The organism is Staphylococcus sp. MB377 (assembly GCF_001922505.1).
In the GTDB taxonomy this organism is placed as follows: domain Bacteria; phylum Bacillota; class Bacilli; order Staphylococcales; family Staphylococcaceae; genus Staphylococcus; species Staphylococcus haemolyticus.
Map to the genome: position 1 here is coordinate 44,784 of NZ_MAON01000001.1, position 25,318 is coordinate 70,101.

At 32.8% G+C, this 25,318-nt stretch carries 18 protein-coding genes and 2 pseudogenes; 2 read left to right on the forward strand and 18 right to left on the reverse strand.

The annotated features are described in order from the left end of the window. Window positions 1-163: 163 nt before the first annotated feature. The 17 genes and pseudogenes from trxB to fakB1 all read right to left on the reverse strand — a co-directional run bounded on the left by trxB (window position 164) and on the right by fakB1 (window position 21,682). On the reverse strand, window positions 164-1,105 hold the full coding sequence (gene trxB / locus BB045_RS00280) for a thioredoxin-disulfide reductase (protein ID WP_011276389.1): 942 nt from the start codon (window positions 1,103-1,105) through the stop codon (window positions 164-166). A gap of 63 nt (window positions 1,106-1,168) precedes the next feature. Continuing rightward, the gene (locus BB045_RS00285; protein ID WP_070839164.1) at window positions 1,169-2,608 is read right to left on the reverse strand and encodes a tetratricopeptide repeat protein; all 1,440 of its coding nucleotides are present in this window, start codon (window positions 2,606-2,608) and stop codon (window positions 1,169-1,171) included. A 16-nt stretch (window positions 2,609-2,624) separates the two neighbouring features. Next, a complete protein-coding gene (locus tag BB045_RS00290) occupies window positions 2,625-3,104 on the reverse strand; it encodes an acyltransferase (RefSeq protein WP_070839167.1) in 480 nt (159 codons plus the stop codon). Further along, entirely contained in the window at window positions 3,101-3,949 is an 849-nt protein-coding gene (lgt, locus tag BB045_RS00295) for a prolipoprotein diacylglyceryl transferase (RefSeq protein ID WP_070581544.1), read from the reverse strand. Before lgt ends, BB045_RS00290 begins: the two co-directional genes overlap by 4 nt. 3 nt (window positions 3,950-3,952) lie before the next feature. Next, entirely contained in the window at window positions 3,953-4,888 is a 936-nt protein-coding gene (gene hprK / locus BB045_RS00300) for an HPr(Ser) kinase/phosphatase (RefSeq protein WP_011276393.1), read from the reverse strand. A gap of 336 nt (window positions 4,889-5,224) precedes the next feature. Next, window positions 5,225-8,059, reverse strand: a complete 2,835-nt coding sequence (gene uvrA / locus BB045_RS00305; RefSeq protein WP_070581545.1) for an excinuclease ABC subunit UvrA — start codon at window positions 8,057-8,059, stop codon at window positions 5,225-5,227. Window positions 8,060-8,066: 7 nt separating this feature from the next. Continuing rightward, window positions 8,067-10,052, reverse strand: a complete 1,986-nt coding sequence (uvrB, locus tag BB045_RS00310; RefSeq protein ID WP_075140374.1) for an excinuclease ABC subunit UvrB — start codon at window positions 10,050-10,052, stop codon at window positions 8,067-8,069. 451 nt (window positions 10,053-10,503) lie between these two features. After that, the gene (locus BB045_RS00315) at window positions 10,504-10,731 is read right to left on the reverse strand and encodes a CsbA family protein (protein WP_011276396.1); all 228 of its coding nucleotides are present in this window, start codon (window positions 10,729-10,731) and stop codon (window positions 10,504-10,506) included. A gap of 5 nt (window positions 10,732-10,736) precedes the next feature. Further along, a complete protein-coding gene (locus tag BB045_RS00320) occupies window positions 10,737-11,378 on the reverse strand; it encodes a YfbR-like 5'-deoxynucleotidase (RefSeq protein ID WP_011276397.1) in 642 nt (213 codons plus the stop codon). A 208-nt stretch (window positions 11,379-11,586) separates the two neighbouring features. Continuing rightward, window positions 11,587-12,402: pseudogene (locus BB045_RS00325) on the reverse strand (oxidoreductase). A gap of 401 nt (window positions 12,403-12,803) precedes the next feature. Further along, window positions 12,804-13,660 (reverse strand): annotated as a pseudogene (locus BB045_RS00330) (COG3942 and LysM peptidoglycan-binding domain-containing protein). 259 nt (window positions 13,661-13,919) lie between these two features. After that, a protein-coding gene (gene prfB, locus BB045_RS00335) for a peptide chain release factor 2 (RefSeq protein WP_141738632.1) occupies window positions 13,920-15,036 on the reverse strand; the annotation gives its coding sequence in 2 pieces (ribosomal slippage) (window positions 13,920-14,963 and window positions 14,965-15,036; 1,116 coding nt in all). 103 nt (window positions 15,037-15,139) lie between these two features. Continuing rightward, window positions 15,140-17,677 carry a preprotein translocase subunit SecA gene (secA, locus tag BB045_RS00340; RefSeq protein WP_070581547.1) on the reverse strand — a complete coding sequence of 846 codons (2,538 nt, stop codon included), beginning with the start codon at window positions 17,675-17,677 and terminating at the stop codon, window positions 15,140-15,142. Between the two features lie 429 nt (window positions 17,678-18,106). Next, a complete protein-coding gene (hpf, locus tag BB045_RS00345; RefSeq protein ID WP_070581548.1) occupies window positions 18,107-18,685 on the reverse strand; it encodes a ribosome hibernation-promoting factor, HPF/YfiA family in 579 nt (192 codons plus the stop codon). Window positions 18,686-18,746: 61 nt separating this feature from the next. Beyond that, window positions 18,747-19,421, reverse strand: a complete 675-nt coding sequence (locus BB045_RS00350) for a ComF family protein (protein WP_070581549.1) — start codon at window positions 19,419-19,421, stop codon at window positions 18,747-18,749. Continuing rightward, window positions 19,414-20,670: a DEAD/DEAH box helicase family protein gene (locus tag BB045_RS00355; protein WP_178377498.1), complete on the reverse strand. Its 1,257-nt coding sequence runs from the start codon at window positions 20,668-20,670 to the stop codon at window positions 19,414-19,416. The genes BB045_RS00350 and BB045_RS00355 overlap by 8 nt, the downstream gene beginning before the upstream one ends. A gap of 145 nt (window positions 20,671-20,815) precedes the next feature. Then, window positions 20,816-21,682 (reverse strand): fatty acid kinase binding subunit FakB1, encoded by an 867-nt coding sequence (gene fakB1 / locus BB045_RS00360; RefSeq protein ID WP_070441771.1) that lies wholly within the window; start codon window positions 21,680-21,682, stop codon window positions 20,816-20,818. A gap of 143 nt (window positions 21,683-21,825) precedes the next feature. On the opposite strand from fakB1, the gene BB045_RS00365 reads away from it, so the two are divergent. After that, on the forward strand, window positions 21,826-22,467 hold the full coding sequence (locus BB045_RS00365) for a YigZ family protein (protein WP_070441774.1): 642 nt from the start codon (window positions 21,826-21,828) through the stop codon (window positions 22,465-22,467). Window positions 22,468-22,527: 60 nt separating this feature from the next. Here BB045_RS00365 and BB045_RS00370 read toward each other — a convergent pair whose 3' ends face one another. Beyond that, complete coding sequence (locus tag BB045_RS00370) at window positions 22,528-23,613, reverse strand: glycosyltransferase family 4 protein (RefSeq protein WP_011276406.1); 1,086 nt, start codon at window positions 23,611-23,613, stop codon at window positions 22,528-22,530. A gap of 363 nt (window positions 23,614-23,976) precedes the next feature. Between BB045_RS00370 and gdpS the strand changes: the two genes are divergently transcribed. Next, window positions 23,977-25,047 (forward strand): GGDEF domain-containing protein GdpS, encoded by a 1,071-nt coding sequence (gene gdpS, locus BB045_RS00375; RefSeq protein ID WP_053024242.1) that lies wholly within the window; start codon window positions 23,977-23,979, stop codon window positions 25,045-25,047. The last annotated feature ends 271 nt before the right edge of the window (window positions 25,048-25,318 follow it).

The following is a 25,318-nucleotide window of genomic DNA, read 5'->3' on the forward strand; positions in this document are numbered from 1 at the left end:
ATACGTTTTAGAATATCGTTAATTTACTTTCATAATATCATATGAGCTACTTATCGTAACTATCATTGCGATATCTGAATCTAATATTGATTTAAATAAAAAAGGCTAGAATTCATGCTTTAATCACTATATGATGTGATTGCATGCTCTAGCCTAATCTTATTTATGCTTCTTGCTTATCTTTTAATTCTTCAATGTAATCAATAGCACTTTGTGCTGCTATACTACCATCACCAGTAGCTGTTACAATTTGACGTAAACCTTTATCTCTAACATCACCAGCCGCAAATATACCTGGCACTTTCGTACTCATATTATCTTCAGTTACAATATAGCCCATATCATTCGTAATTCCTAGATTCACAAATGGTGCTGTTAATGGTTTCATACCAATGTAGATGAATACCCCATCTGCATCTAAAGTTTCTTCAGAGGCATCTTTGGTAGAAACAAGTGTTACAGAACCTACTTTTCCATCTTTTTCATTAATAGATTTTAAAGTATGACTCCATATAAAATCGATTTTGTCATTTTTAAACGCACGATCTTGCAAGATTTTTTGTGCTCTTAATTCATCTCTTCTGTGTACAATTGTAACTTTATCTGCGAATTTAGTTAGGAATGCACCTTCTTCAACTGCAGAATCCCCGCCACCTATTACAAATAGGTTTTTATTTTTGAAGAATGCACCATCACATACTGCACAATAACTTACACCGCGTCCACCTAGTTCTTGTTCACCAGGGACACCAATTTTTTTATATTCAGCACCAGTTGAAATAATTACCGCACGAGCTGTTATCTCTTTATTGCCTAAATTAATTTCTTTATAGTCACCTTTATCTTCAATAGATTTAATATCTCCATATTGATATTCAGCACCGAATTTTTTAGCGTGTTCGAACATTTTAGTTGATAAATCTGGACCAGTAATCATTTCGAATCCTGGGAAGTTCTCTACTTCCTCTGTATTTGCCATTTGTCCACCAGGCATGCCTCGTTCAATCATTACTGTGCTTAAATTTGCACGTGATGCATAAACTGCCGCAGTCATACCGGCTGGTCCAGCACCGATAATTGCAACATCATAATTTACTTCAGTCATTTTTATGCCTCCTACGTTTTTAATATCATGCGCATTATATATTAATATTTGAAATCTTTAAATTTATATGCTCAACAATTGATCAATTGCGTTATCTAACTTATAACGCGATACATTAAACAATTCCATAATTTTCTTTTTAGTCATATGACTATGATAATAACGATGATATAGATAAGCATGTGCAGCTACATATCTGTCAACTTCACTAAAATCAACATCGTTCGCAATTAACCCTTCACCTTTATCAATCCAACTTATAAATAATTCCGTATCTTTCTGTATGTCGTCCATTTCATATAAACTCACTAAACCTTTGTGAATGAAATCTAATTTATTTAAATGCAGTCCCTGTACTAAATAAGTAAGGTAAAGTTTTTCATAGTCATTCATTGTTTCTAAAATAGACCAAATCTCTTGAGTCATTAATATTTCTTTACCATTTAATTGATTTAATAAAAACACACCATAAAGTCTATAATGGCTATCATCATCTAATAACAGTGGTAATATTTTTTGATCAAATGTTTGTTTACTCTCTTCAAGTACCCAAGGTGCGTAGCCCACATCAACTTTAGAAATTTGCAGTAACTTCTCCCAAAACACTTTACTCTGTTCTTTATTTCCGAGGTAATAATAATTAAAGCTCAATGCATTAAACATTTGAATTGAGGCAAATTTACCTTTTTTGTATAGTGGTAATAATATTTGTTGAGATGCATCGTACTGTTTTAAATAGCTTAGTACTATGCCTAATTTAAAACTTTCATCATCATTCATTGGTACTACTTTACTTAATATTTTAAGATACTTGTGATACTTATCTTTTTCATTCGTATTGTAAAGTAGCAATGTATAGTGACATAGTGCATGTACATCTGAATTATCTTCTGCTAATAACGCTTCAAACATGTCTTTAGCAATATCATATTCACTTAAATACAAATAGCACATTGCTAATAAGTTTCGAATGACTCTATGTTCTTGAATTTTCTCATCTTGATTCAAAATATATTTACGTGCATCTTGTAATCTTCCTTGAGAAAATAAATATTGGAATAGTAATTGCGTTGAGAAAAGTTGTGCTTCGAGCTGAATTTTATCTTCACTCATATAAGACACTTCGAATGTTTTTTCTAATTCTTCTCTAAAGTCAGTATCATCAGTTAAAATCACATAATTAATACCAAACAAGAAGGCCTTGTTTGGCTCATTAAGGTCAATGTTTAATTGACTAAGTTGGTAGTAACTGTCGGCAACATGATTACCTTCAATAATGCTGTCATAAAACAAATGCTCAGCTCGTCTACCTAAATTAAGTTTGTTTAAGCAATAAGCATACTTTAATTTAATATCAAAATCTTGTGGTGACAAATCAAGCACTTTTTTATAGTATTCTACTGCCTTATTAAAATCTTGCATTTTATATTTTTGATCAGCCATTTTACGATAAAATGGTTCATCAAATTTCATCGAGATAATATTGTCATTGTTTTGCGCCATTCTTTGTCACCTCTCTTTATTTATGATGTATTAGCATAGGATTGCCATATGCAATGGCATAATCTGGTATATCTTTTGATACAACTGTTCCAGCTTTAACGACTACATGATTACCAATATGTACACCTGGTAGAATGGTCGAATTTGCACCGATTAATGTATGGTCACCAATGTACACTGGGCCATAGCGATATTCATCCACTAATACTTCGTGCGTTAATATTGTTGTATTATAACCAATTACAGAATTATTGCCAATTGTAATGAGTTGCGGATAAAAGAGATCAGGCATTACTTTATAGGCAATAGCAGTATGTTGTCCAATGGTCATATTCAATAGATTAATGTATATCCAACGTTTCCATTTTAAATTTGGTATAAAACGACATAATTCAATTAGCAATGTATTGGTGAATACTTTTGAAAAACGTACTAAACTATAAATTCGCCATAGCGGATTAATCTTATGATGTCCTTCTTTAGTTAACCGTCTCATGATTTCACTTTCGCCTTAGAGCTATTCCAAGTTAACGGACCTGCTTCTTTGTACAATGATGGTTGATATTTAATGCGACGATAAATTAAAATTACCAAACCAATTATAATTAAAATAACTGATACCAATTGCGCTACTCTAATATGACTTGTCAGCATTAAACTATCCGTTCTTAATCCCTCTACAAAGAAACGTCCAATTGAATACCATATTAAATAGAGTGTGAATGTTTCACCTACACGAAGATGCTTTCTAATTGTAATTAAAATGATGAATCCCAAAATATCCCATATAGATTCATATAAGAATGTTGGATGGTAGTATACCCCTTCAATATACATATTACGAATAATAAACTCAGGAATATGTAAATTTTCTAAAAAGGTTCTTGAGACTGGACCGCCATGGGCTTCATGATTCATAAAGTTACCCCAACGTCCAATACCTTGAGCTAAAATAATACTTGGTGCTACAATGTCACCAATTTGAAATGGATTTAAATTTTTAATTTTACAAACAATAATACCAGTGATAAATCCACCTAAAAGACCACCATGTATTGCAATACCACCATGCCATATCATTGGAATTTCAATAGGGTTTTGGGCGTAATATGGCCATTGAAAAATCACGAAGTAAATACGTGCAGCGATGAACCCAAAGATGGCACTGTAAAAGATGACGTCAACAAGCGTATCTTTATGTAAACCAACATATTTCAAGCTTTCTTGAGCTATGAAATAACCAATAAGGATTCCTACCGCAATAATGATACCGTACCATTTTATTGAAAGCGGACCTATGCTAAATGCAGTAGAATCAATATAATTCAGATTAAAAAGCATGTTTTAGTTCTCCTTGCTTTGATGACCTTTTTTTAAGATTTCTTCATTTAAACGTTGATTAAATTCTTCAGCTGTATTAATCCCCATTATATTTAAACGATAATTCATTGCTGCGACTTCTATAATGACTGCAACATTTCGTCCTGGTCTTACAGGAATTGTTTTTTTAGTGATTTCTGTATCAAGAATTTGTAATGTTTCTTCATTCAATCCAACTCGGTCATACAGTTTATCTTTATCCCAATTTTCAAGGTTAATGTTAAGACGAATTTGTTTTTGTGTGAGGATCGACCCCGCTCCAAATAATGTCATGACATTGATGATACCGAGACCCCTAATTTCTAATAAGTGCTCAATTAATTTAGGTGGTGTCCCTATTAATTCATCTTTAGTTATTTCACGAATTTCTACGTTATCATCAGCTACGAGTCGATGACCTCTTTTCACTAATTCAAGTGCAGTCTCACTTTTACCTATACCAGAATCTCCAGTGATTAACACACCCACACCATAAACATCGACTAATACACCATGTAATGATGTTGTCTTAGCTAATTCATGTTCAAGGAATGTCGTTAATCGACTCATTAAACTTGTAGTTGCATCCTTTGATACGATTAGTGGTGTATCCATTTCTTGAGCGGCATCAATCAGCTCTTGCGGAGGTTCTAATCCTCTTGTCACAATAATTGCAGGTGTTTCAGGACGACATAATTTTCTCATGCGTCCATGACGTTCCTCGTCTGGTAATAAATTATAAAACGATAATTCTGTAGTACCTAGTAATTGAATGCGGTCTGCAGCATAGTGTGAAAAATATCCAGCCATTTCTAGACCTGGTCTAGAAATATCCGTATTTTTAATAGGTTTATGTAATCCTTTTTCACCCGTAAACAATTCTAATTTAAGTAATTTGACTAATTTCTCTGTCGTTAACATGAGTTCACCTCAAAATTTTCACTTGAATTCATTCACCTATTATCATATCAAAAATAAAGACAAGATTAATATAAAAAAGAAGAAATCCTATTATATTTGTTTCGTTTACACCTTAGATTGCTTTTAAATGATTAAGGGAACAACATACAGTTTGTATTAAATCACTTAACCTCACTTATTGAATTTCTTATTATAATTCCCTTTGTTGGGTTTAATGTTATGTTATTAAAAAAACTGAGAAAAGCTAGATGTGAGCGTATTCTCAGTTAAGTCATTTAATGCGAGATGCCTATGATCCCTTAAATTACTATTAATTTTCAAAATCTATATTTCAATTTATTCTACTTTATCTCGTTCAAGTACCGTTTTTAAATATTTACCTGTGTATGATGATTCTACATTTGCAATCTCTTCTGGTGTACCAGTAGCAACTAGTGTACCACCACCATCGCCACCTTCAGGTCCTAGATCAATAATATGATCTGCTGTTTTAATGACATCTAGATTATGTTCAATAATCACAACAGTATCACCGTTCTCAACTAGACGATTAAGCACTTTTAGCAAACGACTAATATCATCGACATGCAAACCAGTTGTAGGTTCATCAAGAATATAGATGGAACGACCAGTTGAACGTTTATGCAATTCAGATGCTAATTTAACACGTTGTGCTTCTCCTCCTGATAGAGTTGTAGCTTGTTGTCCAAGCGTGATGTAACCTAAACCAACATCTACAAGTGTTTGTAATTTACGATGTATTTTAGGAATGTTTTCAAAGAAATACGTTGCTTCTTCGACTGTCATTTCAAGCACTTGAGCAATATTCTTACCTTTATAAGTCACTTCTAATGTTTCACGGTTATAGCGCTTCCCATCACAAACTTCGCATGGAACATACACATCAGGTAAAAAGTGCATTTCAATTTTAATAATGCCATCACCTTTACAAGCTTCACAACGTCCACCTTTAACATTAAAGCTAAAGCGTCCTTTTTGATAACCACGAATTTTCGCTTCATTAGTTTGAGCAAATACATCACGTATATCATCAAATACGCCAGTATAAGTGGCTGGATTAGAACGTGGCGTTCTACCGATAGGAGATTGGTCAATATCAATAATTTTATCTAATTGATCAATACCTTCAATGCTATCAAAGGCACCCGGTTTAACTTTAGATTTATTTATTTTTTGAGCTAATGATTTATATAATACTTCATTAACTAGTGAACTTTTACCTGAACCAGACACACCTGTTACAACTGTCATTACAGACAATGGAATATCTACATCTACACCTTTTAAGTTATTACTTCGTGCACCTTTGATACTAATTTTGCGATCAGTTACTTCTCGACGATGTTCAGGAACGTCGATACGTTTCTTACCGCTTAAATATTGTCCTGTTAAAGATTTCTTATCTTTCATGACTTTACTTGGTGTGCCACAAGAGACGATTTCACCACCATGATTACCTGCACCAGGACCGACATCTACGAGATAATCAGCTGCTCGCATAGTGTCATCATCATGTTCAACAACAATAAGTGTATTGCCCAAATCTCGCATTTCTTTTAAGGTGCTTATCAGACGATCATTATCACGTTGGTGTAAACCAATAGAGGGCTCGTCAAGCACATAAAGTACCCCTGTTAAGCGTGAACCGATTTGTGTCGCTAATCGAATACGTTGTGCTTCACCACCAGAAAGAGTACCTGACGCACGATTAAGTGTTAAATATTCTAATCCAACATTATTTAAAAATGACAATCTTGAAATGATTTCTTTTAAAATTTGACTTGCAATAGCTCTATCTTGTTCTGAAAGCTCGATATTTTCATAGTAATTTAATGCATTCTTGATAGAATATTCGACTACTTCTCCAATATTATATCCACCAACGTAAACAGATAGCGCTTCTTTACTTAAACGTTTACCGTAACAAGTTTCGCAAGGCAGTTCAGTCATGTATTTACTCATTACTTCACGTGTATATTCCGATGGTGATTCATGATAACGACGGTCAATATTGGGAACAACACCCTCGAATTTCATTCTTCTATGACGTGTCCCACCGTTACGACTGTGGAAAGAAAAATCAATTTCTTTATCTCCTGAACCATTCATTAATATGTTTTTCTGTCTATCAGTCAACTTTTTATATGGCTTATCCATATTAATTTTATATACTTCGCATACGCGTTTTAATAAAGTTGGGTAAAAATCTGAGCTCGTAGGTTCCCATGGTTCAATCGCACCTTCATTTAGAGTCTTATTAGGGTCTGGAACTACCAAATCAAGATCGACGGTTAATCTTTGACCTAAACCATCACAAGTTGGACAAGCACCGAACGGACTATTGAAACTAAACATTCTAGGTTCTAATTCACCAATAGAGAACCCGCAAATTGGGCAAGCATGATTCTCAGAAAATTTAAGGTCCTCGCCATCAATTACATCGACAGTAATGTTGCCATCAGCTAATTCTAAACCTGTCTCAATTGAATCTGCTAAACGTGTTTCAATACCATCTTTAACTACCAAACGGTCTACGACTACCTCGATAGTATGGTTTTTATTTTTATCTAATTCTGGAACCTCATTGACATCGACAATATCGCCGTCAACTCTAAGACGTACATAGCCTTTTTTACCAATATCTGCGATAAGTTTCTCATGACTACCTTTTCTATGAGAAACAACTGGCGCTAAAATTTGAATTTTAGTGCGTTCTTTAAGCTCTAAAATGCGATCAACCATTTGTTGCACAGTTTGAGATTCAATTTCAATATTATGATTAGGACAATATGGCTTGCCTATTCGTGCGTATAACAAACGAATATAATCATAAATCTCCGTTACCGTTGCTACTGTTGAGCGAGGATTTTTACTTGTCGTCTTTTGGTCAATTGAAATAGCTGGTGATAATCCCTCTATCGTATCAACATCTGGTTTATCCATTTGCCCCAAAAATTGACGCGCGTATGCACTTAATGATTCTACATAACGTCTTTGACCTTCAGCATAAATTGTATCGAATGCTAAAGATGATTTACCTGACCCAGATAACCCTGTCATAACAATTAATTTATTTTTTGGAATTTCAATGTCTACGTCTTTTAAGTTATGTGCACGTGCACCCTTTACTACAATCCTTGGTCCCTTCATTCAAATGTCACCCTTCTGATTTTAATTCAAATAACATATCTCTTAGTTCTGTTGCTTTTTCAAAGTCTAAATCTTTAGCTGCTTTTTTCATTTCTTTTTCTATATTTTCAATTGTTTTTTGTCTTTCTTTTTTAGTCATTTTCTTAGGTAATTCGGTTTGTTGTTTTTCATTTGTTTCATCATTATCAACCGTGGCACTAATAACATCATGAATTTTCTTATTAATTGTTTTAGGTGTGATTCCATATTTTTCATTATGTGCCATTTGTATATCACGACGTCTTTGCGTTTCATCAAGCGCATACTGCATTGAATCGGTAATTTTATCGGCATACATAATCACTTCACCTTTCTCATTTCGTGCAGCACGACCTATCGTTTGGATTAATGAGCGGTTTGAGCGCAAGAAACCTTCTTTATCTGCATCTAAAATAACAACTAATGAAACTTCCGGTATATCAATTCCCTCTCTTAATAGATTGATACCGACAACAACATCATACGTTCCCATTCTTAAGTCACGAATAATTTCAATACGTTCTAACGTTTTAATCTCTGAGTGTAGGTAATTTACTTTAATACCCGCTTCTTTCATGTATGTCTTTAAGTCTTCACTCATTTTTTTAGTTAACGTTGTGACTAAGACACGTTCATCTCTATCAATACGTTCTTGAATTTCACTAAGTAAATCATCAATTTGATTTTTAGTTGGTCGAACGTCAATTTTAGGATCTAAAAGACCAGTAGGACGAATAATTTGTTCAATCATTTCATCGGTATGTTCAATCTCATAAGGTCCTGGTGTAGCTGATACATATACCAACTGATTCGTTTTTTGTTCAAACTCCTCAAATTTTAATGGTCGGTTATCCATCGCACTAGGTAATCGGAAACCATGATCTACTAGCACTTGCTTACGCGCACGGTCACCGTTAAACATCCCTCTTATTTGTGGCAATGTAACGTGAGACTCATCAATCATTACTAACCAGTCATCACCGAAATAATCTAGTAACGTATAAGGTGTTGAACCTAAAGGTCTTAACGTTAGATGTACAGAATAGTTCTCGATACCCGAACAGAATCCCATTTCTCTCATCATTTCTAAATCATAATTCGTTCGTTGCTCTAGACGTTGTGCTTCTAATAGCTTATTCTCATCTTTTAATTCTTTTAATCGCTCTTCTAATTCCTTCTCAATACGCTCTATGGCAATCTTCATTTTTTCTTCTCGTGTTACGAAGTGAGACGCCGGGAAAATCGCGAAATGTTCACGTTCGCGAATGACTTCTCCCGTTAAATAATTAACTTCTCGAATACGATCAATTTCATCGCCAAAAAATTCAACACGAATACACATTTCTTCACGTGAAGCTGGGAAAATTTCAACCACGTCGCCACGTACTCTAAATGTACCACGTTGGAAATCAATATCATTTCTAGAATATTGTACGTCTACGAGTTTACGAAGCAGTTCACTTCGATCCATTTCCATACCAACTCGAACACTTACTACTAAATCTTTATATTCTTCCGGATTACCTAAACCATAGATACAGCTGACACTGGCAATGATAATGACATCATCACGTTCAAATAATGCACTTGTGGCAGAATGTCGTAGTTGGTCAATTTCGTCATTAATTGAGGCATCTTTCTCAATAAACGTGTCTGTTGAAGGTACATAGGCTTCTGGTTGATAGTAATCATAGTAACTAACAAAGTATTCTACTCTATTTTCAGGAAAGAATTCCTTAAACTCACTATACAGTTGCCCCGCTAATGTTTTATTGTGTGCAATGATGAGCGTTGGTTTCCCCACTTCTTTAATAACATTACTCATTGTAAATGTCTTACCTGTACCAGTGGCACCTAAAAGCGTTTGATGACGCTTTCCTTCTTTAACACCTTTGACTATTTTCTCTATTGCTTGTGGTTGGTCCCCTTGTGGATCAAACTCAGAATTCAATTTAAACGGGTAATGTTCCACCATTCTGATAAGCGCCTCCTTAAATTAAGCATTCTTAACTATTTATTTAAAACTTTAGTGTAAATAAATGATGTATGAAAATTTAACAATGATTTGTTTTAAATTGTATCTTTATTCTTAATAAAAATTCTACTGAAATAATTTAAATGACCTCTTTAAGTGAAAATCATAAATTCATTCACTTAATAATTTCCTATTATTTGTTAAGTATTCTCACTTAAGGCTATTTTATCAAATATATAAATAAAAATACAAACGTTTGTTCGCTTACGTTTGTATTTTCAAAATCATTTATTATTATTTAATATTCCACTAATGCTTGTGATTTATTCATATATAATTTAATGGCGCCCGCTCTTAAATATGCTTTAAATTTTACTTCCATCTGAACAAATTGTGCATTTACACTATAAATCAACTTACAGTAACATTCAAAAGCTCTGTTTGATAGTATTTAGTCTTGATGCTTATGAAATTCAAGGTTGTCTATAATGACATATCCAGCTAATAGGGATACTACATCGATAAAGATTATCCATTCATTATGAAAGAATCCTTTGTAAATTGAAGCAGCTATCAAAATCAATGTCACAATAACACCCACCCATTTACTTCGAGTTATGACACTAAACAACACGACTAATACACATGGAAAAAATGCAGCTAAAGCGTACCAAATCATTTATCTCACCCATTTTTTCGATTTAAAATCGCCATTGTAGTTTCTCGCAATTCTGCTCGAGGAATGAAGTTTTCAGTTAGCATTTCAGGTATGACATTTTCTATGAAATCTTGAACAGAACTTAAGTGATCAAATTGCATGATTGTTTCCAAGCTGTGTTCATAAATTTCAAAGAATAAGTCCTCGGGATTACGTTTCTGTATTTCGCCGAACGTTTCATACAATAAATCAATTTTGTCGGCTACAGATAAAATTTGACCCTCTAACGAATCATCTTTCCCCTCTTGTAGTCGTTCTCGATAAATATCTTTATAAGGTTCAGGTATTTCTTCATTAATAAACGTGTCCACCATATCTTGTTCAACTTGAGAAAACAACATTTTCAATTCCGTTTTAGCGTACTTTACTGGTGTTTTAATGTCACCAGTAAACACTTCGGCAAAATCATGATTCAGTGCCTTTTCATATAAACTTTTCCAATCAATAGTATTACCATGATATTCTTCTACAGTCGCTAAATATTGTGCAATCTTGGTAACTTTAAAAGAGTGAGCAGCAACATTATGTTCAAAATATTTAAATTTACCTGGTAAGCGAATTAATTTCTCTAAATCAGAAAGTCTCTTAAAATATTGATGAACACCCATTTTACCTTACCTCCATACTCTATTAAATAAAGATTATACTTACATTTATTATATCAATCAACATTTCTATGAGAAGTGTCAATTCTTTATACATTGTAAAATGTTGAAAAAGTATAAAAAAATAAGACCCTCAGCATAGTTTCACGCTTAAATGAACTATCGAAGTGTCTTAAGTATACAATTTGTCGAATGATTATATTACGATTCGTTATATTGAATTTGAAGCTTTCATCATTTTATCAAATACTTTGGTTGGCAATATAGCATGTAAAAATTCAAGGGGTTTAGCTGCAAATCCTGTTAGATAACGCGGTTTAGGTTTATTACTGTCTATTGCTTTTGAATTCGCTTTTGTTACTACCATTGGATTTGAAAGCATATTAGAATGATATTGCTTTTTCATACTTTGAGTCACTTTCATCGCAGTAGCTTCATAGGCACCGCCTTTTGTAGAATCAGCCAATTTATCAGCAGCGATGATCCCCCAATCTGTTTTAATCCCACCTGGTTCAATAATAGATACTTCTATCCCGAATTCCTCTACTTCCATTCGTAAAGCATCGCTAAAGGCTTCTAATGCATATTTCGTAGGATGATACCAAGCGCCAAAATAAGTTGTAAGTCGTCTACCCATAGATGAAATATTAATGATATGTCCTGATTTTTGTGCTCTCATATGTGGTAAAACTAGCTGTGTAATAAGTGCTAAACCAAATATATTTACTTCAAATTGCCGTTTCGCTTATTCAATTGTGACATCTTCGATTGCACCATATTAACCATAACCGGCATTATTAACGAGTACATCAATTCTTCCTTCGTTTTCGATAATAGTATCGATTGCCGTTTTGATTGAAGCTTCATTTGTTAAATCTAATTTTAATGGGTTCACCTGTTTTATATTTTCAAGACTTTCTATCCTACGACTAGCGCCATAAACTATATTTCCCTGTACTGCTAAATATTCTGCTGTTTTATAACCAATACCACTTGTTGCTCCTGTAATTAAAATGACTTTTCCCATAAATGATTTCACCTTTATATTCTATTTTGAAAACACGATTATGCGTAAAAAGCACAAATCTATTATTAAAAATTCGCTTATATTGAGCTTACTTCAATACATAACAATTATTTCATTTTTCTTTTATTAACCAATATATACTAGTTACACAGGAATGTATTGTGATAAGTATTTTAATTAAAGATTAGATTGTTTTCCTAAAATGTACAGAAAGCGGTTCCTAAACATTTATATAAAATAAAACACCCCTTGCTCTAACTATGCCGCGCTAATTCGTTTAATCTTCCTATAAATTTCTATAAAACGGCATTATTCAAAAAAAGAGTTCAATAACTATGCTAAATTGCATAGCCATTGAACTCTGACATCTGAATATATTAAAACTAATGTCTATAAACTTGTTAGTGAATAAAATTATAGCTTGAAGTGTTTGTAATTGTTCTATTTGTAACATGGTTATAATGACCATTCCAGTTCATTTCTGAAACATATACTGATCCATCTTGATTAACATGTTCCACGACACCTACATGACCATAATAACCAGCAGTTGTTTGGAAAATAGCACCTACTTCTGGGCGATTATCTACTGTTAATCCGGCATTTTTTGCTGAGTATGCCCAGTTATTAGCATTACCCCAATAACTACCAATTGAGCGTCCTAATTGTTGTCGTCGATCAAATGCATAGTATGTACAATTTCCGAAACTATAAAGGTTACCTTGATTGGCAGTTGTAACATGTTGATACGATACTGGTGTATTCACTGATGAGTGGTATGAATCGTGCATAGTATTTGTAGGTGCACTTGTAGGTACAATATTGTAACCAGTCACATTTGTTGTGCTAGCACTTACTGATTGAGCTACCACATCTGATTGATTAAATGCTGTTGTTTCTGCATAAGTTTGTGCATAATTGATCTCTTTATTTTCTAATTTTGCTGCACCTTTTTCACTTACTGCAATTAAGTCACCTGGATGAATTAATGCAGTTACACCTGGGTTAAAGTTATATAATTGTTCAAGTGATAAGTGATGTGATAATGCAATTTGGTATAATGTATCACCAACTTAACTTTAACGATATCTTTATTTGTTAATCCTAGATTTGTTTCTTGCTCCACTTGACTATTGTAAGTATTTGATTGTTGTGAAGTTGTATGTGTTGAATTTGTATATTCTTGTGCATTAGCTAAACCACTTAAACCTGCTAAAGCTGCAATAGAAGTCAATGTTACTGTAAGAGTCTTATTAATCATGTTGTCATTCCTTTGTTGTTTTATATTATTAATCTTTTATAATGTAGCATAACATATATTGTAGAAGTTCAATGTTATCGGCTTGTAATATAAAGGTTAAAATGGGCTTAAATAACATATGAAATTGTATACTCTAGTAATAAATAACATTACATTTTACATTTACTTAGCTATTATTTAGATTCTCAAAAAATAAGGAGTAAGACAATGAATTCAAAACGAACTCTATCTCACTCCTATTTTCAATTCTATTACATTAATTGTCACTTTGATTCATTGTATATCTTAAATACGATTCAATAAATGGTCCAATCTCCCCATCCATGACTGCATCAACTTTACCAGTCTCTTCATTTGTTCGATGATCTTTTACCATAGAATAAGGATGGAAAACATATGAACGAATTTGGCTTCCCCAACCAATTTCTTTTTGTTCACCACGTATTTCAGCCATTTCACGTTCTTGCTCTTCTAATTTTAATTGGTATAATTTAGCTTTTAACATTTTCATCGCTGCTTCACGGTTTTTAATTTGTGAACGTTCATTTTGGTTATTGACTACGATGCCTGTTGGATGGTGTGTAATTCGAATTGCAGATTCTGTTTTATTTATATGCTGACCTCCAGCACCTGATGCTCTAAATGTATCTACTGTAATATCGTCAGGATTAATTTCTATTTCAATTTCATCATTATTAAATTCCGGAATGACATCACATGAGGCAAATGACGTGTGACGGCGCCCAGATGAATCAAATGGAGAAATTCTAACTAGTCTATGAACTCCTTTTTCGGCTTTTAAATAACCATACGCATTATGCCCTTTAATTAACAATGTGACACTTTTGACGCCCGCTTCATCACCTGGTAAATAATCAACAGTTTCAACTTTAAACCCTTGTTGTTCACCATAACGTTGGTACATACGTAGTAACATACTAGCCCAGTCTTGTGATTCAGTACCACCAGCACCCGGATGTAATTCTAAAATTGCATTATTCGCATCATGTGGACCATCTAATAATAATTGCAATTCAAACTGATCAACTTTCTCTTTAAAGTCGAGAACATTTTGTTCTAAATCACTCTTTACATCACCATCTAACTCTTCTTGTAATAATTCCCAAGTTGCCGTCATATCCTCAACTTCTTCTTCTAATTCATGATAACCATTTACAACTGATTTTAATGCATTATTTTTATCAATAACATCTTGTGCTTTATTTTGATCATCCCAAAAGTCAGGTTCAGTCATCATTTCTTCATATTCTTGAATATTTGTCTCTTTATTTTCAAAGTCAAAGAGACCCCCTAATTTGTGCTAAGTTGTTACGATATTCATCTATATTTCGCTTAATTTCAGATAATTCCATATTTATCTCTCCTATTCTTACCTAATTCATATTTGATAGGATATGTAAAAAGTAGGAGCGTGAATTCTTTTTCACAACTCCCACTTATTATTAAACATAAAACCTATTCTTCTTTTCCATGACAATTTTTATATTTCTTGCCACTACCACATGGACATGGGTCATTACGACCAACTTTGTCGCCTTTAACAATAGGCTGCTTTTTAGCTTTCTCTTTGCCATCTTCAGCAGAGACATGTTGAGCTGTTCCAAAGTCAGTTGTTTTCTCTCTTTCTATATTTTCATCAACTTGAATTACAGATTTAAGGATGAATTTAGATGTATCTTCCTCAATATTTTGCATCATCATATCAAATAACTCATGACCTTCATTTTGATAATCACGAAGTGGATTTTGTTGTGCATATGAACGTAAATGGATACCTTGACGTAATTGATCCATAGTATCAATATGATCTGTCCAGTGAGTATCTATAGAGCGTAGTAATATCATACGCTCAAATTCAACCATTTGGTCACCAATTTTGGCTTTTTGGCTTTCATATACTTTTTCAATTTTAGACCAAACTACTTCGAAGATGTCTTCAGAATCTTTACCGTTAATTTCTTCTTCTTTAAGATCGCCTTCTTGTAAAAAGACATCATTAACGTAATTAATAAACGGAGCGTAGTCAGGATTGTCATCTTCTTCACTTATATGATAGGTCACACCACGTTGTAATGTAGAACGTAACATTGCATTAACTAATTGTGAACTATCCTCTGAATCGATAATATTGTTTCTTTCATTGTAGATAATTTCACGTTGCTTACGTAAAACTTCATCGTATTCAAGTATACGTTTACGTGCATCAAAGTTGTTACCTTCAACACGTTTTTGAGCAGATTCAACAGCGCGGGATACCATTTTTGATTCAATAGGAGTCGAATCATCCATGCCTAAACGGTTCATCATTTTTTGAAGTCTTTCAGAACCGAAACGAACCATTAATTCATCTTGAAGTGATAAATAGAAACGACTATCCCCTCTATCACCTTGACGACCAGAACGACCACGTAATTGGTCATCTATACGTCTAGATTCATGTCGTTCAGTACCAATAACTGCTAAACCGCCAATTTCTTCTACACCTTCACCTAGTTTAATATCAGTACCACGACCAGCCATGTTTGTCGCTATTGTCACAGCACCTTTTTGTCCTGCATTTGCAACAATTTCCGCTTCACGTTCGTGGTTTTTAGCGTTTAATACATCGTGTCTAATACCACGTTTTTTAAGTAAATTAGAGATATATTCACTTGTTTCAACTGCAACAGTACCTAAAAGAACGGGTTGACCTTGTTTATGTTTTTCGACTACGTCTTCAACGACTGCATCAAATTTACCTTTTTGACTAATGTAAATTAAATCAGATTTATCATCACGTTGAACAGGTTTATTCGTAGGAATTTGTGTAACCGTCATATTATAAATATTACGGAATTCTTCTTCCTCTGTTTTTGCAGTACCAGTCATACCAGCTAATTTATTATACATACGGAAATAGTTTTGGAAAGTAATGGATGCCATTGTTTTCGATTCATTTTGAATTTTAACGCCCTCTTTAGCTTCTATCGCTTGGTGAAGACCTTCAGAGAATCGACGACCAGGCATTGTACGTCCAGTAAATTGGTCAACAATGAGTACTTCTCCATCAACAACCATGTAGTCCACGTCACGTTGTAATGTTACGTGTGCTTTTAATGCTGTATTAATGTGACTAATAACTTCAACATTCTGTACATCATATAAATTTTCAATTTTAAACATACGTTCAGCTTTGTCTGCACCTTGTTCAGTTAAATGAACTGCTTTTGTCTTTTCATCATATTTATAATCATCTTCAGCTTTTAACATTTTGGCGAACACATTCGCTTGTGTATATAATGACGTAGATTTTTCTGCTTCCCCAGAGATAATTAAAGGCGTTCTAGCTTCATCAATTAAAATAGAGTCTACCTCATCGATGATTGCAAAATGTAATGGTCTCATTACACGCTCTTCGGCATAGTTCACCATATTATCTCTTAAATAATCAAATCCTAATTCATTATTCGTACTATAAGTAATATCTTGAGCATAGGCTTCACGTTTTTCATTCGTTGATTTACTATTTAAATTTAATCCTACAGTTAGTCCTAAGAATTCATATAACTCTGCCATTTCTTCACTTTGAACACTAGATAAGTATTCGTTAACTGTGATTACGTGCACACCACGACCTGCAAGCGCATTTAAATACGTAGGCATCGTCGCTGTTAAAGTTTTACCTTCACCGGTTCTCATTTCAGCGATATCACCTTTATGAATGGCGATACCACCCATTACTTGCACTTTATAAGGTGTCATATTAAAGACACGTTTTGCCCCTTCTCTTACTAAAGCATATGCTTGAGGTAAGATTTTATCTAGATAGTCATTTTGTTTTTTTACATCTTCAATTTCTTGTACTTCTTGTTGAAATTGCTTCGTCTTATTTTTAATTTCTTCATCAGTTAAGATAGCCATATCTTCCTCTAATGAAAGTACTTCATCGGCTATTTTACTTAGACGTTTAGTTTCTTTTTTATTGCCGTCAACAATTTTTGATAAAAATCCCATTACGTCCGCTCCTTTAGCTTAAAAACTGTTTGGCTTACAACAATTTATCATATCATTTATACTTTAGAATTTATACTTAAATACTCATATAAGTGCGACGCTTAATTGTGCGCAACTTAAATAACTTACTTCCTTTTCCCCTAATTTGAATCGCTAAGCCTAATTTATTATTTAAATATCCAATTACCTCATTACATTAGCACAGCATGATATTAGCGTCCACGAATTACTATAATATTAGTTACAAAAAAGAGTGGAACAGAATTCATTTTGAATTCATCGTCCCACCCTTATAAGGATAACTATAACTGAGTGTATTTTATTATTATTACCTTCTCAGCTTAGTTATATCTGCAAATTGTCATTGTGAACTTAACACCATAAATATATTTCAAAATTGATTTAAATTAATAACTTACTATTAATCAATTATTCAGTCGTTTCAATTAATCCATATTTACCGTCTTTACGTTTATAAACAATACTTGTACCATCTGTTTCACGATCAGTGAAGATATAGAAATCATGTCCTAATAATTCCATTTGTAATACTGCTTCTTCAGAATCCATTGGTTTTAAGCTAAATTGTTTAGAACGGATAATCTCAATTTCACTATCATTTGTTGGTTCATCATTAACGTCATCAACATTTTCTGGCGGTGCTTCTTGTACTTCAGCTACAAACGCTTCTGGTTCTCCATGCGTTTTATGCTTACGATTAACACGTGTTTTATATTTACGTACTTGACGTTCTAATTTGCTAGTAACTAAATCAATACCTGCATATAAATCATCATGTCTTTCTTCTGCTCTTAATGTAACATTCTTCAATGGAATTGTTACTTCGATTTTAGTTGTAGAATTTTGATACGTTTTTACTTTTACGTGTGCGACTGCATTAGGCACATCGTTAAAATAACGTTCAAGTTTACCAATTTTGTCCTCAATATAGTTGCGGATGGCATCTGTAATAGTGAGGTTATCTCCATGAATTTCAAATCTAATCATAGCTATCTCTCCTTTAACCTCTTATGTTGGTAATTCTTACTATTATAATACCACGTTTAACCTATCTTGAAAACGTAAACACTTTGAATTTTCTGACATTTTTATCGTATAATTTACACCCAGCATGATGAATTGTTAATCCTGTTGTATAAATATCATCAACGAGTAATATTTCTTTACCAGTTAAATCCACATCTTCTTTAATATAAAAAGGATTCATAGCTCTTGCTCTCTCTACTTTCCCAAGTTTTGACTGTTTGGGACGCAATTCAGTTGCCAATATGTTCGAATATTGAACCCCCATTTTTTCTAATACTGTTGCGACTGGGTTAAATGTTCTTTGAATGTCTCGTTCAATTGGAGATGGAATAGGTACAATCAGATCACAAGATGTTTTTGGTAAGTTGAGTTGTGAGGCTATAACCTCAGCTAAATAATAATCTTTCATTAGTTTGTATTGCTGTATCATTTCTTTCATAATACCGGAATATTGGTAGTCACAATAAAGCTGTTCCATTAGTTTAAAATTTTTAGCTAAAAATTGACAATCCAAGCAGTCATTTTCTTTATTATCCCGATAATTTAAGCACTTAGGACAACGTTGGTCATTCTTAATTAATTTCACACTATCCCACATTTCTAAACATGATGAACACATACGTTGAGGTACTCGATAAAAGTTAAAAACATTAAGCGATTCATATATTGGCAATCCGCATTGTATACATTTAACCAATTACCCACCCACGTTCTATACCTAATCGATTCATTTTTTTAATTTCTCTTTTAGCTTGTATCATAGCTATACTTACACCTTCATGCATAAATATCACTTTTCCTGTAGGTGCTTCTTGTTTACGACCAACCCGACCCGCAATTTGAATAAGTGCAGCCTTTTCAAAAGTATGTGCGTTGATGACAATGACATCTAATTGTGCCATTGTGAAACCTCTTTCTAGAATTGTTGTCGTAAAAACGATAGCATGTTCACCGTTTCGTAGTGCTTGAACTTTGCTAAATCGTAGTGCATCTTTGCTTGAAACATAGATTAAATCTGAAAAGTGGTAACGATAGTGTTGGTACGTCTCTACCATCAATTCAATATTGTTAAAGAATACTAGTGTGTATCGTTTTTCGTTAATTTGATTCATTAAAATTCTTTTCAATTTAAGTTGTATATGCTTAACGTTTAATTTGAAATATGTGAAATTGGGGACTGGTAGTGGATGTTTATGGAAACGTGCAGGTAAGGTAATGATTTGCTCAGAAGACAAACGATTCAACAGCTCTTTCGGAGGTGTTGCCGTCATAAATATGTGGCTATATTTTTGTTTTGATGATAATCGAATTGCCTCCATAAGCCGAGGATCCATTGATAAAGGAAAGGCATCAACTTCGTCGATAAATATAACATCAAAGTGAGATTTAAATCTAAACAATTGATGAACGGTTGCAACAATGAAGTGACCATTATATTGTTGTTGGCTACTTTGGTGTAATACATCTATGTCTTCTGAATTGAATGCTTCTTTAATGCGCAAACTAATTTCTACTACAACATCTACTCTTGGGGATACTATGGCTACATTAAACCCAAGTTGGCGTGCTACCCGTATACCTTCATACATCATTTCAGTCTTACCCGCACCAGTAACCGCATATAATAATAATGGTTGAAGCGTTTTAATTGCTTGTACAATGGCCTCTGAAGCATATTGTTGTTGTTCTGATAATTGAAAGGGTAAGTCGTAATATCCATCAGAAATTGCATTCTCACTTTGCGTAATCCTAAATTCTGTAATATTGTCCATGCGCCCTAATTGTATACAATACCTACAATAAATAATACGTTCTTCTGAAATAGGTGTTTCATATTCATACATATAACGTTTGTCTATATTGCCACATTGAAGACATTGATAACCATCATCTGTAGCGATAATACCAGGTGTAACTTGAGTAACTGTCTCATCACTTAACGTCACATCTGGACTAACTAACTTTCCGTAGAATTTTATTACGAATCACTCCTTATAAAATAAAAAAGCCTAAAAGATGTTAAAAAAATATTGAAACACTATGTGCTAAACAATACTTTCTTAAACGCTTTTAGACTTAAATTATAAACAATTAATTAATTTCGATTTTTCTTGGGAAATATCCTAAACCTAATCCGCCTGAACCAAGATGAGATGCAATAACTGGTCCAAATTCTGAATACTGGATATTGATGTTTGGATATGTCTCTTTTAAATGGTTATAAAAGTCTTTACCTTCATCAATTTTATCACCATTGATTACAAAAACGGTAACTTCATCAATATCTTTAATAATTTCAAAGATATTCTCTTCTAATGTATTAAGTGCACGTTTTTTAGTACGTACCTTTTCAAAAGGATGAATTTTGCCATCTTTTTCGAAACGAAGTACAGGTTTCATTTTTAATAATGTTCCAACCCATGCTTGAGCACCAGTTATACGTCCACTTTTTTGTAAATTCTTAAGATCATCAACAATTAAGTAAGCGCCAGCTTGTTCTCGGATTTCTTGTAATTCTTCAATAATTACTTCTGGTGTAAATCCTTTGTCAATGAGTTCTTTAGCATAGATTGTATAACTTCCTTCAATCATCGCTGCCAATTTACTATCAAACGTATGAACATTGACACCTTCTACCATTTCTCCAGCTTGTGTAGCTGATTGATAGCTGCCACTTATACCACTTGATAAAGCAATCACAATAATATCAGTGTAGCCTTTATCTCTTAACTTCTCATAATTCTCAATCCATTCCCCAATAGCCGGTTGACTTGTTGTTGGGAATGTTTTAGATGAGGCCATTTTATTATAAAAACGTTCAATTGGTACGTTATCATTCTCAGTAAACGTTTCTCCATCATCAAATGCAACACTTAATGGTGCAATAGGTATCTCATATTGGTCCATAAAGTCTTGTGGTAGATACCCAGTTGAATCTGCCATTAATGCGATTTTCATAGTAGTCCTCCTCAATTATACTCAAAGCTATTATAAATTATTTTTATTGAAAAAGAAATTCATAATCAGATATTTCTTCATTTAAAATGAAGCGTGTATAATAAAGGTCAAATATTCTTTTTATTTATTGGAGGTGAACATCTTTGAGCAATCATATTATTACGATTAAACAGGAACATTCGATTGAAAATGTCATTAATAAATCTAGATTCATCGCACACATCAAACCTGTTTCATCAGAGGATGAAGCTAAAGCATTCATAAACGAAATTAAGCAACAACATAAAGAGGCTACGCATAACTGTTCAGCTTATACAGTTGGTGATCAAATGAATATTCAGAAAGCAAATGATGATGGTGAACCAAGTGGCACTGCGGGTGTCCCTATGCTTGATATATTAAAAAAATTAGATGTACATAATGTTTGTGTCGTTGTTACTCGATACTTTGGGGGTATTAAACTTGGTGGTGGCGGACTTATACGGGCATATAGTGGTGCTGTTAGAGACATCATTTATGATGTAGGACGTGTAGAACTACGTGATGCTATTCCTACTACCGTGACTATCAATTATGATTTAACTGGAAAGTTAGAATATGAATTGGCCTCTACAACGTACTTTCTAAGAGATACCACTTATACCGATAAGGTTAGTTATCAAATTGATGTCGTACAAACTGAATATGATGACTTTATTGCATTTTTAAATAAGAACACAGCTGGTAATTTTGAATTGCATGAAGCAGACGTAAAGAAATTACCATTTGATATACCCACTAATTAATAAACAACCTTGTTTGTATAACACTACCTAATCATTTAAGTAGTTATTACAAACAAGGCTTTATTTTTTATCATGTTGATCTACACCATTATCACCGTGATGTTGTTCATTCTTTTTTGTTATTAAATTAAGTATCGGACGATAACTATCATCAATCAAACCTGTAAATTCAACAATCAATTCAATTGTGATAACAATTAAAATGAACATTAGGAGTACACCTAAAGGTTGAGATAAGTATAAAATGATACTTGATAAACTAAATAAAATCGCTATTGAATAAATTAATAATACTGTTTGTCTATGGCTATATCCTAAAGCTAAAAGTTTATGATGCAAATGCGACTTATCTGCTTGCATAATATGCTGACCATTTCGCATTCTTCGAATCATTGCAAATAACGTATCAATAAATGGTACAGCTAAAATCACAATTGGGAAAAACAATGAAATAAATGTGATGTTCTTAAAACCAAGTAAGGATAGAAAACCAATGATAAATCCTATCAGTAGTGCACCACTATCCCCTAAAAAGATCTTAGCTGGGTGAAAGTTGAAACATAGAAATCCTAATAATGATCCTATTAGTACACTACAAATCATGATAATAAATACATTAGCCTGTAAAATCGCAATAAAAGCAATTGTAATAAGACCAATTGCAGATACTCCAGAGGCCAGTCCGTCTAAACCATCAATTAAATTGATAGCATTAGTTATCGCCACAATCCAAATAATGGTAATCGGTATACTTAATATTCCAAAATGAATTGTCGGGCCCATAGGAAACGAAATAAAATCTATTGTAATTCCATAAAATGCTACGATTGAAGCTGCGACAATTTGACCAATTAACTTTAAAATAGGCTTTAAATCATAAATATCATCAATTAATCCTACTAAATACATAACTATAGCCCCCATAACTAAGGGCTTAACTTCTCTTTCAATCGGATGTCCAAGCCAGATTCCTATTAAGAAAGAAAGTAATATAACAGTACCACCCAATACTGAAACTGGTTTTGTATGTACTTTTCTAAAATTTGGCCTATCTACTAAATCAAATTTAATAGAGACCTTTATAATCATAGGTGTTAATATTAAACTGATTACCAATGTTACAGCAATAAGTAGTAAAGTATACATCAGTTCACCTTCAATAAATCTCTTTTAATTTTACACATTTGCAAGTTATCTATTCATTCTATTTAAACAATTTTCAAATCAATTTTGTATTGGACTATAGTTGTAATTTACTAACTATTCTTTAAATAGTTCATTAAACTTCAACTATTTTATCCTATTTCTTCAAATTAATCTTTATTTTTAATTAATTGTAAATTTTTTGTAAAGATAATCAATTTATATCATATCATTTCAGTATTCATTTGAATATAAAAGTTCAAATATTCTATCTATTTTATTTATGTTATCTGATACAACTTAATGACAAATGGTAAGTTTTCACTTACAATAACTAATGGTTAAATTAAAGGAGTCGATTCCAATATGATTGAATCTATCATTTATAATGTTGCAGTTATGGTAGCTGGCATTTATTTATTTCATCGATTACAATATTCCGAAAATAAAATAATGGTCTTTTCAAAAGGCTATGTCACTGTATTAATGACGATTGTTGCATTGCTACTTGCAGCTTATCCAATTCCATTCCATCAAGAGTATTTAGTTCATTTAACATTTGTCCCATTGTTATTTTTAGGACGCTTTACTAATATGGGCTATACACTTGTATCGGCAGTTATCGTTGCTTTAGTAGAAGTGTTCGCATTCGGAAACTCACTTCTTTATGGTGTAGTACTTATAGTAATAGGTATCATTGTAAGTATGGTTGGACCTTTTTTAAAACAAAATGACATTGTAGCTTTAGTCGTTTTAAATTTGATTAGTGTTATTATTTTACTTATTTTATCTATCTTTAGTCCGCTATATGATCTTACTGAAATCGCATTTTTAGTTCCAATTTCATTCGTTTTAACCATCGCTTCTGCAATTACATTTGTTGATATGTGGCACTTCTTTTCATTAGTCACACGCTATGAGAATGAAGATAAGTTTGACTATCTTACTGGACTAGGTAATGTAAAAGAATTTGATAGACATTTAAATCATGTATCTCAGATTGCTGAGGATAAAAATGAAAGTCTTGCCTTATTATTAATTGATATAGATGGTTTTAAAGATGTAAATGATACGTATTCACATAAATCTGGAGATGCTGTGCTCAAACAAATGTCACAATTATTAAAGAATTATGTACCAAAGCAGTTTCAAATTTTTCGTAATGGTGGCGAAGAATTTTCAGTCGTGATTCGTAATTACTCATTGGATCAAAGCGTTAAATTAGCTGAAAATATTCGAACAGGTGTTGAAAAGTCTTCATTCCACTTACCAAATAAAGAAGTCATAAAATTATCTGTCTCTATTGGTGTAGGTTACCTATCGCAAGATGACCATAAGTCACAAAGAAAAGTCTTCAAAGATGCCGATGATATGGTTCACGTTGCTAAGAATGAAGGTCGTAATCAAGTGATGTTTAATCCAATCATTAAATTATAGAAACGTAAAAGAAGTCAACATATTGATTAACCAAATTATTAATATATCTGGTTATCTAAATATGTTGACTTTTTAGGCTCTATAATAAATTGGACTGATGACTAAAAATCATCAGTCCAATTTTTATGTTTGAATACAAAAATGGCGCAATTACCTCTATAATTATTAGCTACCAAACAAAATAAAAAAGAAAGGTAATGCGCCTATGTGTAAGTCTATATTAAATACATTAAAAATTAAAGATAAAAATCTAAATTTTTCAGATGAAGTG

What these genes read in the sequence shown, in the direction of transcription:
- trxB (WP_011276389.1), bottom strand. Translation starts at nt 1,105, where the DNA reads ATGACTGAAGTAAATTATGATGTTGCAATTATCGGTGCTGGACCAGCC.
- BB045_RS00285 (WP_070839164.1), bottom strand. Translation starts at nt 2,608, where the DNA reads ATGGCGCAAAACAATGACAATATTATCTCGATGAAATTTGATGAACCA.
- BB045_RS00290 (WP_070839167.1), bottom strand. Translation starts at nt 3,104, where the DNA reads ATGAGACGGTTAACTAAAGAAGGACATCATAAGATTAATCCGCTATGG.
- lgt (WP_070581544.1), bottom strand. Translation starts at nt 3,949, where the DNA reads ATGCTTTTTAATCTGAATTATATTGATTCTACTGCATTTAGCATAGGT.
- hprK (WP_011276393.1), bottom strand. Translation starts at nt 4,888, where the DNA reads ATGTTAACGACAGAGAAATTAGTCAAATTACTTAAATTAGAATTGTTT.
- uvrA (WP_070581545.1), bottom strand. Translation starts at nt 8,059, where the DNA reads ATGAAGGGACCAAGGATTGTAGTAAAGGGTGCACGTGCACATAACTTA.
- uvrB (WP_075140374.1), bottom strand. Translation starts at nt 10,052, where the DNA reads ATGGTGGAACATTACCCGTTTAAATTGAATTCTGAGTTTGATCCACAA.
- BB045_RS00315 (WP_011276396.1), bottom strand. Translation starts at nt 10,731, where the DNA reads ATGATTTGGTACGCTTTAGCTGCATTTTTTCCATGTGTATTAGTCGTG.
- BB045_RS00320 (WP_011276397.1), bottom strand. Translation starts at nt 11,378, where the DNA reads ATGGGTGTTCATCAATATTTTAAGAGACTTTCTGATTTAGAGAAATTA.
- secA (WP_070581547.1), bottom strand. Translation starts at nt 17,677, where the DNA reads ATGGGATTTTTATCAAAAATTGTTGACGGCAATAAAAAAGAAACTAAA.
- hpf (WP_070581548.1), bottom strand. Translation starts at nt 18,685, where the DNA reads ATGATTAGATTTGAAATTCATGGAGATAACCTCACTATTACAGATGCC.
- fakB1 (WP_070441771.1), bottom strand. Translation starts at nt 21,682, where the DNA reads ATGAAAATCGCATTAATGGCAGATTCAACTGGGTATCTACCACAAGAC.
- BB045_RS00370 (WP_011276406.1), bottom strand. Translation starts at nt 23,613, where the DNA reads ATGTATACTTTACTACTTATTGCTGTAACATTGGTAATCAGTTTAATA.
- gdpS (WP_053024242.1), top strand. Translation starts at nt 23,977, where the DNA reads ATGATTGAATCTATCATTTATAATGTTGCAGTTATGGTAGCTGGCATT.